This window comes from Litoreibacter meonggei (assembly GCF_003663885.1).
GTDB lineage: Bacteria > Pseudomonadota > Alphaproteobacteria > Rhodobacterales > Rhodobacteraceae > Litoreibacter > Litoreibacter meonggei.
Genome location: NZ_RCCE01000002.1, coordinates 193,315 through 209,741, shown reverse-complemented (window position 1 = coordinate 209,741; position 16,427 = coordinate 193,315). Strand labels below are relative to the sequence as shown.

At 60.1% G+C, this 16,427-nt stretch carries 17 protein-coding genes; 6 read left to right on the top strand and 11 right to left on the bottom strand.

Annotated features, from left to right (window positions below):
• Window positions 1–24 precede the first annotated feature (24 nt).
• The 3 genes from cobT to BCF46_RS05815 all read right to left on the bottom strand — a co-directional run bounded on the left by cobT (window position 25) and on the right by BCF46_RS05815 (window position 3,630).
• Window positions 25–1,902, bottom strand: coding sequence for a cobaltochelatase subunit CobT (gene cobT, locus BCF46_RS05825; protein WP_121022686.1), 1,878 nt, complete (start codon window positions 1,900–1,902; stop codon window positions 25–27).
• Window positions 1,895–2,881, bottom strand: a complete 987-nt coding sequence (gene cobS / locus BCF46_RS05820; RefSeq protein WP_121022684.1) for a cobaltochelatase subunit CobS — start codon at window positions 2,879–2,881, stop codon at window positions 1,895–1,897. The genes cobT and cobS overlap by 8 nt, the downstream gene beginning before the upstream one ends.
• Before the next feature lie 110 nt (window positions 2,882–2,991).
• Complete coding sequence (locus BCF46_RS05815; protein WP_121022682.1) at window positions 2,992–3,630, bottom strand: J domain-containing protein; 639 nt, start codon at window positions 3,628–3,630, stop codon at window positions 2,992–2,994.
• A 74-nt stretch (window positions 3,631–3,704) separates the two neighbouring features.
• On the opposite strand from BCF46_RS05815, the gene BCF46_RS05810 reads away from it, so the two are divergent.
• Window positions 3,705–3,962 carry a BolA family protein gene (locus tag BCF46_RS05810; protein WP_121022680.1) on the top strand — a complete coding sequence of 86 codons (258 nt, stop codon included), beginning with the start codon at window positions 3,705–3,707 and terminating at the stop codon, window positions 3,960–3,962.
• An 11-nt stretch (window positions 3,963–3,973) separates the two neighbouring features.
• On the opposite strand, the gene BCF46_RS05805 is transcribed toward BCF46_RS05810, so the two are convergent.
• The 4 genes from BCF46_RS05805 to gatB all read right to left on the bottom strand — a co-directional run bounded on the left by BCF46_RS05805 (window position 3,974) and on the right by gatB (window position 7,273).
• Window positions 3,974–4,408 carry a DUF4177 domain-containing protein gene (locus BCF46_RS05805; protein ID WP_121022678.1) on the bottom strand — a complete coding sequence of 145 codons (435 nt, stop codon included), beginning with the start codon at window positions 4,406–4,408 and terminating at the stop codon, window positions 3,974–3,976.
• Between the two features lie 75 nt (window positions 4,409–4,483).
• Window positions 4,484–4,753 (bottom strand): CBU_0592 family membrane protein, encoded by a 270-nt coding sequence (locus tag BCF46_RS05800; protein WP_121022676.1) that lies wholly within the window; start codon window positions 4,751–4,753, stop codon window positions 4,484–4,486.
• A 465-nt stretch (window positions 4,754–5,218) separates the two neighbouring features.
• Window positions 5,219–5,659, bottom strand: coding sequence for a hypothetical protein (locus BCF46_RS05795; protein WP_121022674.1), 441 nt, complete (start codon window positions 5,657–5,659; stop codon window positions 5,219–5,221).
• Window positions 5,660–5,758: 99 nt separating this feature from the next.
• Window positions 5,759–7,273 carry an Asp-tRNA(Asn)/Glu-tRNA(Gln) amidotransferase subunit GatB gene (gene gatB / locus BCF46_RS05790; protein WP_121022672.1) on the bottom strand — a complete coding sequence of 505 codons (1,515 nt, stop codon included), beginning with the start codon at window positions 7,271–7,273 and terminating at the stop codon, window positions 5,759–5,761.
• Window positions 7,274–7,536: 263 nt separating this feature from the next.
• Between gatB and BCF46_RS05785 the strand changes: the two genes are divergently transcribed.
• Window positions 7,537–8,280, top strand: a complete 744-nt coding sequence (locus BCF46_RS05785) for a transglycosylase SLT domain-containing protein (protein WP_245989871.1) — start codon at window positions 7,537–7,539, stop codon at window positions 8,278–8,280.
• Window positions 8,281–8,294: 14 nt separating this feature from the next.
• Here the strand turns inward: BCF46_RS05785 and BCF46_RS05780 are convergent, their stop codons facing one another.
• From BCF46_RS05780 to pepN, 4 genes are all read right to left on the bottom strand, one after another.
• Window positions 8,295–9,050, bottom strand: coding sequence for an SDR family oxidoreductase (locus BCF46_RS05780; RefSeq protein WP_121022668.1), 756 nt, complete (start codon window positions 9,048–9,050; stop codon window positions 8,295–8,297).
• Window positions 9,051–9,148: 98 nt separating this feature from the next.
• Complete coding sequence (gene parA / locus BCF46_RS05775; protein ID WP_121022666.1) at window positions 9,149–9,784, bottom strand: ParA family partition ATPase; 636 nt, start codon at window positions 9,782–9,784, stop codon at window positions 9,149–9,151.
• 123 nt (window positions 9,785–9,907) lie between these two features.
• The gene (locus BCF46_RS05770; RefSeq protein WP_245989869.1) at window positions 9,908–10,435 is read right to left on the bottom strand and encodes a hypothetical protein; all 528 of its coding nucleotides are present in this window, start codon (window positions 10,433–10,435) and stop codon (window positions 9,908–9,910) included.
• 62 nt (window positions 10,436–10,497) lie between these two features.
• Entirely contained in the window at window positions 10,498–13,050 is a 2,553-nt protein-coding gene (gene pepN / locus BCF46_RS05765) for an aminopeptidase N (RefSeq protein ID WP_121022665.1), read from the bottom strand.
• A 116-nt stretch (window positions 13,051–13,166) separates the two neighbouring features.
• Here pepN and BCF46_RS05760 point away from each other — a divergent pair, with 116 nt between their 5' ends.
• The 4 genes from BCF46_RS05760 (at window position 13,167) to BCF46_RS05745 (ending at window position 16,323) form a co-directional block, all read left to right on the top strand.
• Window positions 13,167–13,370, top strand: coding sequence for a hypothetical protein (locus BCF46_RS05760; RefSeq protein WP_121022663.1), 204 nt, complete (start codon window positions 13,167–13,169; stop codon window positions 13,368–13,370).
• A 75-nt stretch (window positions 13,371–13,445) separates the two neighbouring features.
• Window positions 13,446–13,589 carry a DUF2256 domain-containing protein gene (locus tag BCF46_RS05755; protein ID WP_121022661.1) on the top strand — a complete coding sequence of 48 codons (144 nt, stop codon included), beginning with the start codon at window positions 13,446–13,448 and terminating at the stop codon, window positions 13,587–13,589.
• Window positions 13,590–13,697: 108 nt separating this feature from the next.
• Window positions 13,698–15,857, top strand: coding sequence for a malate synthase G (locus BCF46_RS05750; RefSeq protein ID WP_121022659.1), 2,160 nt, complete (start codon window positions 13,698–13,700; stop codon window positions 15,855–15,857).
• Between the two features lie 37 nt (window positions 15,858–15,894).
• Window positions 15,895–16,323, top strand: a complete 429-nt coding sequence (locus BCF46_RS05745; protein WP_121022657.1) for a GlcG/HbpS family heme-binding protein — start codon at window positions 15,895–15,897, stop codon at window positions 16,321–16,323.
• Window positions 16,324–16,427: the final 104 nt, after the last annotated feature.

The following is a 16,427-nucleotide window of genomic DNA, read 5'->3' as shown; positions in this document are numbered from 1 at the left end:
GTATTTTTGAAGCAATGATGGGGGTTAGCTGGCGCGCTTGATGCCCATAACGCGGGCGCGGGCGCGCGGGTCGCTGTCGAACAGCGCGGCCAGCTGTTCGGTCATCGCACCGGCAAGTTGTTCGACATCGGTAATTGTCACCGCACGCTCGTAGTAGCGGGTCACGTCATGGCCGATACCCACGGCGATCAGTTCCACCGCTTTGCGTTTTTCTACCATAGCGATCACGTCGCGCAGGTGTTTTTCCAGGTAATTCGCGGGGTTAACGGACAAAGTTGAATCGTCGACCGGCGCGCCGTCGGAGATCACCATGAGGATTTTCCGCGCCTCGGGGCGGCCGATCATGCGCTTATGGGCCCATTCCAGCGCCTCGCCGTCGATGTTCTCTTTTAACAAGCCCTCTTTCATCATCAGGCCCAGATTGTCGCGCGACCGGCGCCATGGGGCGTCGGCGGATTTGTAGATGATGTGGCGCAGATCGTTCAGGCGGCCCGGTTGTTGCGCGCGGCCATCGGCCAGCCAGCCTTCGCGGCTGAGGCCACCTTTCCACGCGCGGGTGGTGAAGCCGAGAATCTCGGTTTTGACCTGACAGCGCTCTAGCGTGCGGGCCAGAACATCCGCACAAATCGCCGCGATGGAAATCGGGCGGCCGCGCATGGAGCCGGAATTGTCGATCAGAAGCGTCACGCAGGTGTCACGGAACTCCATGTCCTTTTCCTGCTTGAAGCTAAGCGGCGTAGTCGGGCTGACGATGACACGCGCAAGGCGGCCAGCGTCCAACATGCCCTCTTCGAGATCAAACTCCCAAGACCGGCTTTGCTGTGCCTGCAAGCGGCGTTGCAGTTTGTTGGCCAGCCGCGACACAGCACCTTTCAGCGGCTCCAGCTGCTGGTCGAGATAGGCGCGCAGGCGTTCCAATTCGGCAGGCTCGGCCAGATCTTCGGCACGGATTTCCTCGTCATGTTCAGTCGAATAAACCACATAGTTTGGGTCCGCGTCGGAATGAGGCGCGGGGGGCGGCGGGTCCATCGGGGCCTCGCCCTCGGGCAATTCCGCCTCGTCGCCCATCTCCGCATCGGCCATGTCGTCAAGCTGCACCGTCGCCTGAGAGGCGTCGTCCTGCTGCTCCTGCGACTGCTCGGCAGAGGCGTCCTGATCCTCGGAATTGTCCTCCTTGTCGGAGTTCGCGTCGTCGCTTTGATCCTGGTCCTGCTCGTCCTCGGAGGCTTCGTCTTCCTGATCCTCGTTGATGTCGTCAGGGTCGTCACCCAGCTGGTCGCCATAGCCTAGATCGTCGATAATCTGGCGTGCAAATTTTGCAAAACTGGCCTGATCGGACAGCACGTCTTGCAGGTTCTCCAGCGTGCCACCCGCAGCCCCTTCGATGAAATCCTTCCACAGGTTCATCACGTTGGACGCATCGGCCGGCAACTCGCGGCCTGTCGCCAGATGGCGGATCAGATAGCCTGCCGCGACGGACAGGGGGGCTTGGCCCGCCTCGGTGACTTGGCCGTAGCCTTTGCGTTCCGCCTCTGCGCCGATTTTGGCGTCGATATTGCCTGCCGTGCCGGGCATTGAGCGTGCGCCCATGGCCTCGCAGCGTGCGGTTTCCATCGCGTCATACAGCTCTCGGGCCATGTTGCCTTGCGGCAGGTAGCGGTTTGCGGTGGTGTCACTGTGGAACCGGCGGCGCAACGCAAACGCGTCAGCCGTGCCACGAGCGAGCAGTACTTCGGCCTTGGTCATCCGCCGTGTGACTTGTGGCAGACGCACCTGATCGTTGGTCATCCCCGGAGGGTCGACCGAAAAGGCCACACCCAGATCAGGATCATTGGCGAGCGTCTTCGTCGCCTCAGCCAGCGCCTTTTTGAACGGATCGGCGGGGTTGTCGTTGTTAGCCAAGGCTCACACTCGCAGCGCTCTCCGGCAGTTCCTCGTCAAAACAACGCTGGTAGAACTCGGCTACGGTTTCACGCTCTAGCTCGTCGCATTTGTTCAGGAAGCTCAGGCGGAAGGCGTAGCCGACATCGTTGAATATCAACGCGTTTTGCGCCCATGCGATCACGGTGCGGGGCGACATCAATGTCGACAGATCACCATTCATAAAGGCAGTTCGCGTCAGATCAGCCACGGTGACCATTTGGGCGACAGTCTTACGTCGCTCTTCGGTGTTGTAGAACGGATTCTTGGCCAGCACGATCGCGGCCTCCGCATCGTGGGACAGGTAGTTCAGCGTGGAAACCAGCGACCAGCGGTCCATCTGGCCTTGGTTAATCTGCTGGGTGCCGTGGTACAGCCCCGTCGTGTCGCCCAAGCCGACCGTGTTGGCGGTGGCGAACAGGCGGAAATAGGGATGCGGGTTGATCACCTTGTTCTGGTCCAGCAGCGTCAGCTTGCCGTCGACTTCCAGCACGCGTTGGATCACGAACATCACGTCGGCGCGGCCCGCGTCATATTCGTCGAACACGATCGCGGTCGGGTTGCGCAGCGCCCAAGGCAGAATGCCCTCTTGGAATTCGGTGACCTGCACGCCGTCTTTCAGCTTGATGGCGTCCTTGCCGATGAGGTCAATCCGGCTGATATGGCTGTCGAGGTTTACCCGCACGCAGGGCCAGTTCAGCCGCGAGGCGACTTGCTCGATATGGGTGGATTTGCCCGTGCCGTGATAGCCCTGGATCATCACGCGACGGTTATGGGTGAAGCCCGCAAGGATCGCGAGGGTGGTGTCGCGGTCGAACTTGTAGGTGCTGTCATGCTCTGGCACGCGGTCGGTACGGTCGGCAAAGCCTTTGACCTTCATATCGCTGTCGATGCCAAAAACTTCGCGAACCGAGATGTCCTCGGTCGGTTTCGTGTTCAAATCCATGCTGCCGTCAGCCATATTTTCGTTCCCTCAGAATAACCCCAACGGGATGCAACATATTCGGGGGAAGGGCAAGGGAAAGGCCTGCGCCAGCTCTGAATTCACAAGCGACCTGACGCCGCGTTTTGTCAGCCCGCGAAGTTGCGGCTATCCTTAAGCTGATCCCATGCCCAAACGACCTGCTGCAATTGCTCCTCGTCGGCGCGGTTGCCGCCGTTCATGTCGGGATGCAGGTCTTTGATCAGGCTCTTGTACTTGGTACGCAGGTCCTGCTTGCTCATGTGGACGGTGCCTTGCAAAATTTCTAACGCCTTGCGTTCGCTGGCAGGCAGTTTGCGCCCAGCACCGTTAGGGTTGCGGCCCGGATTTCGGGTGGCGTTCTCACCCAGAACGGCCATCGGATCGTCCACACCAAGGCGGGACCATGCGCGCTGTTCCTCGCCCTTTTTCATCGGCTTTGTGGGGCGCTCCCAGACTTTGTCCGAGGACATCTGGCGCTCCATCTCTTCTTGCGTGTGGGTCTCGAAGAAATTCCACTTCAGGTTGTATTCGCGGACATGCGCTTGGCAGAACCAGTAGAAGTCATCCAGCACATCCGGCGATTTCGGGGCGCGGTATTTGCCCGGCTCTTCGCAGCCCGGTGCTTCGCAGGTGCGTTGAGACGTCTCCACGGCACCGGACATACCTCGCCGCCCCTTGGCGCGACGCGCTTTATCGGTCTTCGCGGAAATGTCGAATTCAAATGGATCAAACGGGGGGCGCGCCATGACTTAACCTTTTAGACTCGGAGAACACACTTTAGGGTTTTGAGCAGCGAGGTGAAGGGCAGATTGGAAAAAATATGGGTATAACACAACAGATTGACGACAAACTGCGCACAGCGTTCGCGCCAACGCATCTTGAAGTGGTTGATGACAGCGAAAGTCACCGTGGACATGCTGGCTTTCAAGAGGGCGGCGAGAGCCACTTTAACGTAGCAATTCGTGCGCCTGCATTTGCGGAGATGTCACGGATACAGCGCCACCGGGCGGTGCATGCCGCCATTGGCCCCGATCTGATCGGGCGCATTCACGCGCTGGCTTTGGACATCTCGGACTGACGCTTCAACGCTTATTCGGCGGCAAGCTCTTTGCCGTCATCCGGCTTGGTCACGTTATCGCCCCCCAAGAACCCTTCGGAGGCTGGGCCTTCGGTGCGGGTCAGAACCGGCTCCGGCCGTTTCTCTGGTTCAGGCTCGGCGGTTATTTTTTGCTCGACCACGGGTGCGGCCACTACGGGTACAACCGGCGCGTCCTCCGCCATAACTTCGGCAGCGATTTCGCGACGGAACACCAGCATGGAATGGTATTTGATCGTCTTGCCCGTCAGGCCCTGACGCTCTTCGCAGGGCAGGGTCTCGGCGCGCTGGTACTCCCAGCCTTCGGCGGCCATCTCGTTCATCAACACGCTGATGGTATTGGCAAACTTGGCGTCATTGCCGCGAATTTTGCGCACGGATTTGCCTTTGCGCGGCGCCGGAACGACTTGGTATTCAAATGTTGGCATCGCACGTATCCCCTTCAGCAGAAGGGTTCCTGTTACAAAAGCCCCGCAACTGAGTCCAGCAAAAGCGGCGTGGGCTCAGCCTAACTGGTGCGCGGACGCCACGGCGACACGCCTGCGGTACAGCCCCAAGACCCCAAGAAAGATCCACGTGATCTGTATCAGGGCCGAGGCAAGGTTGAACGAATGACATAAACTCACAAGGACCAAACACGCCCCGATGGTGTTGCTTAAACAATAAGCACAGCCATTGCCGTCCAGCCAGCCAAGCTGAACTCCGGCATATCCGGCCATATAAAACAAAAACCCGCACACGCCGATCACTTGGTAAACTGTGGCTTGATCCATCAGGCGCGCGCTCCGCAAACAAACAAAGGTAACTAGGCAACTCGTTAACAACTACACCACCACTGTGCCGCGACCCTGCGCGTCAATGCGAGTGAAACAAGTGTGAACGAAACGTTCCTTTGGCGGCGCACGCTGCCTTTCCAAATTGCTAACGGCTTGAGGCTAAACCCTGTCACCGGTACCGCGCGGCGGCGTGACACCCTCCGCACTCAAGACATCAGAAACATGCGGCAGTCCGTTCGGGCTGCTGGCGTTTCGCGAAACAAAGGCCGCTGGAGGGGAAACCTTCTCGGGGAACCGCATGGATCATGGCCGTCTGCCTTTGGTGGCGCCACCATTTCGCTAACAAGATGCGAGACGCTTTCCCCCGCCACGGCATCCTAGCCGTTGGTGGGTGGAGGTGTGTCGGGTGTTTATAATAATCGCCGTATGAAAGCTGCCGAAGCCGGCGTTCACTGTGCCCGTCTATTTGGTTGGTCCAGAAAAAATCTGGGTGATCCGGCCCTCGAACATGTTTACGGCAGCCTGCGCCGAGCAGCCCCCCTTGGACCATCTAAGCAAAAAAGGTTGTGGGCGGCAGAAAATCAGCCCCCTATCCGCGCTATATCTCCTAGAGGCTGCGCCAAAATACTGCCCGCTCGCGGTAGTTTTCTCGCGCAGAGTCCAGGAGTTCTGCTCGAACCAAATGATGATATCTGACTCGGAGCAGCGGACACCGTGCAGTGCCTTTCCAGCTTTTTCCGATTGAAGTTGGCCGTATTGCTCTTCGCTTTTAAGCACCCAAGTCAGTTCCGACAGCGAGGATTGGCAGTCTATTTCCGTCCGAGCATATAGCGGCGTCGGGAGGCTAAGACAAATTCCCGCCAACAGGGTGGGGAGCAGCTTCGATTGAATATTAATCTTCATTCATCGACACATAGCGGATAGCGGTGCTTCGCGCTACTTCGGCCTCGGAATGATCGCCCGACATTTTCGTCGGATGACCACCTTTTCGTCACATGAGTCTTACCCAGCCAGCTTCTTCGCCACCAGCTCGTTCACCGCTTTCGGGTTGGCCTTGCCACCCGTCGCCTTCATCACCTGACCCACGAACCAGCCCGCCAGTTTGGGGTTCTCTTTCGCCTTTTCCACCTGCGCGGGGTTGGCGGCGATGATCTCGTCCAGCGCGGCCTCGATCGGGCCAAGGTCCGTGACCTGCTTCATACCGCGGGCCTCGACGATCTCGGCGGGGTCGCCGCCTTCGGTGTAGACGATTTCGAACAGGTCCTTGGCGATCTTGCCGGAGATCGTATCCGACGCGATCAGGTCGATGATCCCGCCAAGCTGGGCAGGTGAAACGGGGGACTCAGTAATCGCCTTGTCGTCGTCCTTTTTCAGACGCCCGAACAGCTCGTTGATCACCCAGTTCGCCGCCATCTTGCCGTCGCGGCCTTTGGCCACTTCCTCAAAGTAAGCCGCATCAGCGGTATCCGCCGTCAGCACGCCTGAATCGTAATCCGACAGGCCGAACTCCTCCATAAAGCGCAGGCGCTTTTCGTCGGGCAGTTCCGGCAAATGTGCGGCCAGATCATCGACCCAAGCTTGCTCGATCTCCAACGGTAGCAAGTCGGGGTCGGGGAAATAGCGGTAGTCATGCGCCTCTTCCTTAGAGCGCATCGACCGCGTCTCGCCCTTGTCGGGATCATAAAGCCGCGTCTCTTGGCTCACAGTGCCGCCGCCCTCTACGATGGCGATCTGGCGCTTGGCCTCGACCTCAATCGCAGCTTGGATAAACCGCAACGAGTTCATGTTCTTGATCTCGCACCGCGTCCCCAGATGGGAGAAATCGCCGCTCTCTTGGTATTTCTCATACTGACCCGGCGCGCAGATCGACACGTTCACGTCGGCGCGCATGGAGCCGTTTTGCATGTTGCCGTCACACGTCCCCAGATAGCGCATGATCTGGCGCAGCTTGGAGACATAAGCGGCGGCCTCTTCCGGCCCACGGATATCGGGCATGGAGACGATTTCCATCAACGCAACGCCGGTCCGGTTCAGGTCGACAAAACTCATCGTCGGGTCCATGTCGTGGATGGATTTGCCCGCGTCCTGCTCCAGATGGATACGCTCGATGCGCACGGTGCGTGCGACGCCGGAGCCCAGCTCGACCAGCACTTCGCCGACCCCGACGATGGGGTGATACAGCTGCGAAATCTGGTAGCCTTGCGGCAGATCGGGGTAGAAATAGTTTTTCCGGTCAAACGCGGAATACAGGTTAATTTCGGCTTTCAGCCCGAGGCCGGTGCGCACGGCCTGCGCGATGCATTCTTCGTTGATCACCGGCAACATGCCGGGCATGCCTGCGTCCACAAAGGCCACGTTGGAGTTCGGCTCCGCCCCGAACTTGGTCGATGCCCCCGAAAACAGCTTGGCGTTGGAGGATACCTGCGCGTGCACCTCAAGGCCAATCACCAGCTCCCAATCTTGCTTGGCACCGGCAATCACTTTGGGCTTCGGGGTCTCGTAGGTCAAATCAAGCATGGGGGTCTCCACTAGGTCGTCCGCGTTCTAGTTAAATTCCGAAGCTCCGGCAAGGTGACAAAGCCCTGCTCGACCGCTTTGTTAGCCGCACCCGTTCAGCGTTATTTCGCCGAAAGAGGGGCGCAGTCAGGCGAGTTTTTGCGATTTGTTGCTGTAATGGAAACAATCGGGTGCCAACAAACGCTTAAACTTGTCAGTGTTAGCTTTCTCTGATTGTCATAATCGCCATGCGCTGCCACGCACTTATAATCGCCGCTTGTATTGTGGCCGGATCCGCATTTGCTCAGGATCAAGGTGCCCCGATCTCGGGGGCCGACAATGTCGTGCCTGCGGCCTTGACGGTTGCAACCTCGGATATCGTGCGCCCCATCCCCCGTAAAGATCACATTCCACGCGCCCGCTGGGATTTCCGCCCCGAAGGGCGTCTTTGGACGCGCACGACCTTGGAGGCCTTGAAAGGCCACGGCTTGCCACTGCTGACCATGGTGCCGCGCGACATGGCAGATTGGTGTCCGAGCTATGAGGACAACGACCTGCAGAAACGTGCCGAATTCTGGAACGGATTCCTCAGCGCGCTGGCCAAACATGAAAGCACGTGGAAACCCCGTGCGGTCGGCGGCGGCGGTCGGTGGTACGGGCTGACGCAAATTCTACCCGGCACGGCCCGCGGCTATAAATGCCGCGTTGGCACTGGGGCGGCGTTGAAAAATGGCTCTGCCAATCTCAGCTGTGCGGTGCGCATCATGGCCTTCACCGTAAAACGCGACAACGCTGTTGCGCGAAAGGCAAATGGCAAGCTTGGGGGCGTCGGTGCCGATTGGGGCCCGATGACCAAAGCGTCGAAGCGCAATGAGATGGCGTCGTGGTTGCGCAAGCAGAATTACTGCAAGCCGCTTAATGACACCAAACCCATTCCGCGCCCGCGCGAGATCGCGTTGCGCGTCCCACTGGAGCAGCGATTGATTGACGTAAAACCCGCCGCGCGGCCCGTGGTTCTAGCTGACTAGGCACGCATCCAGATTTACCGTCCGCCGGAGACGTCCAAGCTGGTGCCGGTGATGTAGCTCGCTCCTTCGCCCATCAGGTACAAGATGGCGTGGGCACATTCCTCGGCCTCGCCAGGGCGTTTCATCGGGACAAGGTGCGCGAGGTCGTCGCAGCGGTCGGGCAAGCCGCCTTTGCCGTGGATTGCAGTCTCGATCAATCCCGGACGGATCGCGACAACGCGCACGCCGTCCGCCGCAACCTCGTCGCTTAACCCTTTGGTAAAAATGTCGATGCCCGCTTTGGTTGCCGCATAGTCCACATATTGACCTGCGGACCCCAAACGTGCTGCGGCCGAACCGGTATTGACGATCACGCCGCCATCGCCACCAAAGGCTTTCGACATGCGCAGCACACCCTGCTGGGCCACGAGCATCGCGCCGATCAGATTAACGTCAACCATCCGGCGCAGGCGCTCGTATGACATTTCTTCGACACGCTGAGGTTTGTCCACGATGCCGGCATTGTTCACCAGTGCGTCCATCTGCGGGAAGGCGGCGTCGAACTCCACAAAGATTCGCTCCACATCTTCAGGGTTCGCCACGTCACCGGAAAACATGTGGGTAATCGCGCCTTCTTGCTCGCACATTTGTGCGACCAGTTGCGCTCCCTTCATGTCGTTGTTGAAGTGGATCCCTACGTCATAGCCGCTCTTGGAGGCCAGCACGGCCGTTGCCGCCCCGATGCCAGAGCTTGCGCCGGTGATAAGCACGGTTTTGGTTTTGCGGGCCATGAGGGTCTCCTGAATTAGTCCTGAGTGGCGTTCAACAGCCGAAGTCTGGCGGATTTATGGCGCGATGCGCAAGTCGGTAAGAATCTGCGCAGCTGCGCTTATTGGTCTAGATAGGCCAGCACCTCCGTGGCCAAGGCGGCGACTTCCAGTGCGGCGGGACTTTTTGTGGCGATATCCTGCACGGCCAGACCTTGCCCGAACGTCTCGGCATAGGCGACACGATTGGCGAGGCTTGCCTCGGCCAGTCCGGCGTCGATCTTGGCGGCGGCTTCGGCAATGTCACGACCCAGTCGCGTTCCGGCGCGTGTGCGGTTCAGCACCATCAGCGCGGGTGTTTTCTCGCGGCGTGCCAGATCCAGCACGCCCTCGGTCGCCCACAGGTCCACATGGCTGGTCGCCACCGGCACCAGCGTCAGGGCTGCCTTGCGCAGGGCCGGGCGCAGGTCGCTATCGGCCTTGGGCGGGGTGTCGACCAGCACGAAGTCGACATCGTCCAGCATTTTGCCGATCTCGTATTCGATCCCCCACGCAGAGGCGGTGGAGAACTCCATGCCTGCGTCCCCCAACGTCTCGCGCCGCGCCATGAACCAGCGGCCAAGGCTGCCTTGCGGGTCAGTGTCGATGATCGCCACCCGCTTGCCGAGCTTGGTGAAGGCTACGGCCAAGTTGGCCGTCAGCGTGGTCTTGCCGCTGCCACCCTTCTGCTGTGCAATTGTGATCGCCGTGCCTGACATGCCGTTATCCGTCCATAGATTTGCTGCGTTGCAGCATGTCATGGATCGCAAGAGGATGCACGCGTCCGAATCTTGTTTGGTTGCCTACGGTTAGGCGTAGGCTGGGACGACTCAGCACTCGCGTCAGAGTTTGAACGCGTATTTGATGTCGTCCAGCGCGCCGCGTTGCCGATCCGACAATGCGCCGTTGCCAGCAGCGCCGATGGCGTTGAGCACCTGCATCAGCGGGGCAAGCTGCTCGCCCCCGCCCAACTTGTAGAGCTTGCGCGACAGACGGCTGACCGCGGGCTCCGGCCCGCCACATTCGCTCATCAGCCAGCGGCCGAGGATCACCAGTTCTTCTGCATCTTCAAGATCAACACGTGTCGCTTGCTGCAATTCGCGCGTCATCGCGATCCGCGCCTCTTGCGAGGGCAGGTCGTCCAGTTCCAGAAACGCCACTGCAAGCCCGCCGATAGCGACCTTGGGGTCTTCGATGCTTTCCGCAGGATGCACGTTGGAGCGGCGCGAGAAGCCGAACCGGCGGGCGGCGAGGCGCACGTCATTGGCAACATTGACCAGATCGCGTCCCGCCACGCCAATATCGCGCATGCGGAAGTACCAGTAGGCGGCGGCGCCCAAGGCCCCGATGATGGCGATAAGTATAGGCATAGAGATCTGCTCGCTGTTGTTGCCCGTCATTTATAATGCGGATTTGGGCTGAACTATGACTGTTAGGCGTTGAGGATGCGGGTGACCATTTCCAACAGATCGCCGCTGAGGTTCGGGGCGGCCTTCATCCGTTCCAATGCCTCGCGCATCATTGCTTGGCGGTCGGCGTCATAGCGTTTCCACGTTTCAAACGCGGTGGACATGCGGGCGGCAGTTTGCGGGTTTTTGGCGTCGAGCTTGATCAGCCAGTCCGCCAGAAGCGCGTATCCGGAGCCGTCGGGCGAATGGAACCCAGCCGTATTGCCCGCCAACGCCCCGAACACCGCGCGGAAGCGGTTGGGGTTGGTCATGTCGAAATCGGGGTGGTCGGTCAGCGCCTTGGCAGTCGCGGGGGCGGCGTCCAGCTTGGCGTAGCTGACCTGCATGGCGAACCACTTGTCCATCACCAGCCGGTCATCCTTCCACTGGTCATAGAATGCCTGACTGGCCTCCTCGCCAACCTCCGCCCGCAGCAACGCCCCAAGTGCAGAGAGTTGCTGGGTCATGTTATCCGCGCTCTCGAACTGCGCGCGGGCTTGTGCGCCGCCGTCCAGACGGGTCAGCAAGGACAGCGCGACATTGCCCCAAGCGCGTTTGCCAGCGGCCTCTGCATCGGGCGAGAACGGGCCGTCCACCTGCATTTCCGCATAGATGCGGGGCAGGGTGTCCTGCATCGCGTGGGCCACGGATTGACGCAGGGTCTGGGTGACGTGGTAGATTTTCGTCGGGTCGGGCGTCACGCCGCCGTCAAACAGCGCTTGTGCGATGTCGTCGGCAGACGGGGTGGAGAACGCCAAAGCCTTGAACGCGGGGTCCAGCGTGTCGTCGCGGGCGACGGCCAGCAGCGCGTCCAGATAGGCTTGGTCCGGCGTCGCGTCCTCGGTGACCATGCGGATCATCACGTCGCGGGCCAGCGCACGGCCCGCTTCCCATTTGTTGAACGGGTCGGTGTCATGGGCCAAAAGGAAAGCGCGGGTGGTGTTGTCTTGGTCCTGCTCCAGAATGATCGGGGCGGAGAAGCCGCGGTTGATCGACGGGATCGGCTTGGCGTCAAGGCCGGTGAAGCGGAAGGCGTGGACCTCGTCGGTGACCTCGCAAATGCGGGTCGCTTGGACTTCCTCGCCCGCCTCGTTGAGCAAACCCACGGCGATGGGGATCACCTTGGGGTCTTTGATGTCCTGCCCCGGTGTGGGCGGCGTGTGCTGCGTGAAGGTCAGCGTGTAAGTGCCGTCTTTCCATGACTCTTTTACTGCTACGCGCGGCGTACCAGCTTGTGAATACCACAGCTTGAACTGGGTCAGGTCGCGGCCGGTGACCTCCTCGAAACAGGCCAGCCAGTCCTCGATGGTACAAGCCTGCCCGTCATGGCGGGTGAAATACAGGTCGCAGCCTTTGTAATAAGCGTCATCCCCGATCAGGGTTTTCAGCATACCGATCACCTCGGCGCCCTTTTCGTAGACGGTGGCTGTGTAGAAGTTGTTGATCTCTACGAAGCTTTCGGGCCTGACGGGATGCGCCAAAGGCCCGTTATCCTCGCGGAACTGCCGCGCGCGCAGGGCGATGACGTCCTCGATCCGCTTGACGGCGGGGGAGCGTTCGTCGGCGGTGAACTGGCTGTCACGATAGACCGTTAGGCCCTCCTTCAGGCACAGCTGGAACCAGTCGCGGCAGGTGATGCGGTTGCCGGTCCAGTTGTGGAAATACTCATGGGCAATGATCGCCTCGATACGTTCGAAATTTGCATCTGTGGAGGTCTCAGGGGACGCCAGAACGGCGGAAGAGTTGAATATGTTCAAGCCTTTGTTTTCCATCGCGCCCATGTTGAAGTCATCCACGGCGACGATATTGAACAGATCGAGGTCATATTCGCGGCCATAGACCTCCTCGTCCCATTTCATCGAGCGTTTCAACGCATCCATACCGAAGGCACATTTGTTCAGGTCGCCCGGACGGACCCAGATGTTCAATTCCACCTGTTTGCCGGACATTGTGGTGAAGCTGTCGGGGTGGTTGACAAGATCGCCCGCGACCAGCGCGAACAGGTAGGCGGGTTTGGGCCATGGGTCGTGCCACTTGCCGCCGCCAAGGTCGTTGCCGTTGGACAGCTTTACAGCCTCGTCGCCTTCGATGGTCACGGTGAAGACGCCCATTACGTCGGGGCGGTCGGGGTAGTAGGTGATTTTGCGAAAGCCCTCCGCCTCGCATTGGGTGCAATACATGCCATTCGACATGTAGAGACCTTCCAGTGCGGTGTTGGTCTGCGGGCTGATTTCAACCTCGGCCTCGAAGACAAACGGCGCGTCGGGGGCTTGCGCGGTGAGGCCCAGATCGGTGACCTTGGCGTTCGCGTCCTTGCCGTCGATGGTCGCGGAGATCAGCTTGAGCTGCTCGCCATGCAGGTAGAACGTCCGGTCCGCAGCATCGGGATTTGGCCGAAACGCGATCTTCGACAGCACCCGCGTGGCGGTGGGGTGCAGCTTGAACACCAGCTCGACCGTGTCGACCAGATAGGCGGGCGGGGTGTAGTCGCTGAGGAAGATTTCCAAAGGGGCGGTGGCAGGGCTGGCGTCTTTCATGGGGGCTCCGTTCGACAAATCAGGGAACTTATGTCGCGCTGGCACGTTAGGTCTGTGAAGCGGGCCACGCAACCGGATTGCGCGCGCCCGACAGCCATATTGGAAGGAGAACATCAATGTCCTCACCAAACACAAATCTGGAAAAGCAGCAGCGCCAGCACAAGGGGCCGCTGACCGGCATCGCGGGCGCCCTTGTCCTCGCAGGTGTGCTGCTTGCGGCGCTGATCGGCTGGACCGTGTACCAAGGCGGCGAGCCGCAGGGTGCCGAGGTTCAAGTTGACGGCCGTACCGGAGACGCTTCCGCGGTTGCGACCGACTAGTCCCCTCGACTACCGACGCAACTCGGGGCCGGTCTGCCATTGGCAGGCCGGTTTTTTGTTGTCAGGGTGCCGGATATGGCTCGTATGCGGAAGAAATCAGACCTACCAACGAAGACCTGCGCCACCTGCGGCAGACCCTTCGCGTGGCGCAAGAAGTGGGCGTTGGTGTGGGACGAGGTGCGCTACTGCTCCGAGCGGTGCCGCAACGCCAAGGGCTGAGGTCGGCAGGTGTTTCGGCCCAATCTTGTTGCCTATCGGAAACTTTTTTTCTAGACAGCATACGATTGTATTCAGACACGCCACCCGCCCATCGAAAGGGACCCCGAGATGACCAAGACCTCCGTCACGCGCACAGACAAGCACGGTTTGCAGGTGGATAGCCTTCTGGCTGACTTCGTGGAAACCAAAGCACTGCCCGGAACCGGCATCGCGGCGGATGATTTCTGGAAGAGCTTCTCGGACATTGCGCATGAGTTGGGGCCGAAGAACAAGGCGCTGCTGGAAAAGCGCGAGTCGCTGCAATCGCAGATCGACGCGTGGCATATCGAGAATCGCGACAAGCCGCATGACCATGCCGCCTACAAGGCGTTCCTGACCAAGATCGGCTATCTGCTGCCCGAGGGCGAGGACTTCCAGATCGACACGGCCAATGTGGACCCCGAAATCGCCTCCGTCCCCGGCCCGCAACTGGTGGTGCCCATTACCAACGCGCGTTATGCGCTGAACGCGGCCAATGCCCGCTGGGGCAGTCTTTATGACGGGTTCTACGGCACCGACGCTATGGGAACGCTGCCGCCGAAAGGTGGATACGACAAGGGCCGCGGCTCTCGCGTGGTGGCGCGCGTGCGGGTGTTTCTGGACGAGGCTTTCCCGCTGGAAGGCACCAGCCACGCCGACGTGAAAAGCTACGAAGTGCGCGATGGTGCGCTGCTGGCCGACGGCAAAAAGCTGGCGGACCCGTCGAAATTCGTGGGCTACAAGGGCGACGCTGGCAACCCTGACGCGATACTGCTGCGCAACCATGGGTTGCATGTGGAGATGGTGTTCGACAGCACGCATTTCATCGGCAAACACGACCAGGCGGGCCTTGCGGATGTGCGGCTTGAAAGTGCCATGTCGGCCATTATGGATTGCGAAGATTCCGTGGCTTGCGTCGATGCCGAAGACAAGGTGCAAGCCTATTCCAACTGGCTGGGTCTGATGCAGGGCGACTTGGCTGAAAGCGTGGAGAAGGGCGGCAAGACTATCACCCGCAAGCTGCGCGACGACATGACCTACACCGCACCCGATGGTGGCAATGTGGTCGTCAAAGGCCGCGCCTTGATGCTGGTGCGCAATGTCGGTCACCTGATGACCAACCCCGCCGTGCTCGACCGTGATGGCGGCGAGGTCTATGAGGGGCTGATGGACGCGATAGTGACGACGCTGATCGCCATGCATGATTTGCAAAAGACCGAAGGTCTGCGGAACTCCGTCAACGGATCGGTCTATGTGGTGAAGCCGAAAATGCACGGGCCGGAAGAGGTGGCCTTCGCGGACGAGATTTTCACCCGTGTGGAAAAAGTTCTGGGCCTGCCCGCCAACACCGTGAAACTAGGCATCATGGATGAGGAGCGCCGCACGTCGGTCAACCTCAAGCAATGCATCTTTGCCGCCAAATCACGCGTGGCGTTCATCAACACCGGCTTCCTTGATCGCACCGGCGATGAGATCCACACCTCGATGGTGGCAGGTGCCTTCTCGCGCAAGGACTTCATCAAGCGTAAGGCGTGGATCGGCGGCTACGAGAACCGCAATGTCGATATCGGTCTGGAATGTGGCCTGTCGGGTCGCGCACAGATCGGCAAGGGCATGTGGGCGATCCCCGACCAGATGGCCGCGATGCTGGAGCAGAAGATCGAGCACCCGAAAGCCGGTGCCAACTGCGCTTGGGTGCCGTCACCGACGGCCGCGACCCTGCACGCGCTGCATTACCACAAGGTCGACGTGTTCGCGGTGCAGGAGAAGCTGAAAGCGGGTGGGCGGCGCGCGCATGTGGAGACGATCCTCGACATCCCGCTGGCGACCTACCAGATGTGGAACGACGCGCAAATCATGCGCGAGGTCGAGAACAACGCGCAAGGCATCCTTGGTTATGTGGTGCGCTGGATCGATCAGGGCGTGGGTTGCTCCAAAGTGCCGGATATCAACGATGTGGGCCTGATGGAAGACCGCGCGACCTGCCGGATTTCCAGCCAAGCACTGGCCAACTGGCTGCATCATGGCGTGGTGTCCGAGGACGCGGTTATGGGTGCCATGAAGAAAATGGCCGCTGTAGTGGACGAACAGAATGCGGGTGATGCGAGCTACATGCCGATGGCCCCGAGCTTTGACGGGATCGCGTTTCAAGCGTGCTGTGATCTTGTGTTCAAGGGCCGCGTTCAGCCTTCGGGCTATACCGAACCTGTCCTTCATGCCCGCCGACTGGAGTTGAAGGCCAGCCTTTAAGACTTTCGCTTAACGCACCAAAACAGGAGGCAGAACCATGGCTGGAATTTCACTGAACAAGGCCCGCACGATTGTTCGCAAGACCATCGCAAGGGGCCAAGAGTTGGAGCTAAAGCCGCTTTCGGTCGTGGTGCTGGATGCGGGTGGCCATGTGCAGGCGTTCGAGCGTGAAGACGGCGCGTCTCCGGGACGTTTCGACATCGCACGCGGTAAGGCTTACGGCGCAGTAATGTTGGGCATGTCCGGCACATCGCAGATGGCGCGGGCCGAGCAGCAGGCGTATTTCATGAACGCAGTGAATGGCGTTTTCGGAGGTGCGGTCGTACCGGTACCCGGTGGCGTGCTGTTGCGTGACAAAAAAGGTGACGTGATCGGCGCCGTCGGTGTCACGGGTGACAGCTCCGACAATGATTTGATTGCCGCGTTGGCGGGGATCGAGGCTGCCGGATTGGTCGGCGACGGGTAAGCTGCCCTAAGGTAATGCGCATAAAACTTGAGCTTTTGCCCGCATGCAGAGGGTCTGTGCGCGGGCGCGTCTATACCTGCGATTGGACTTGGGCTACATGTAGG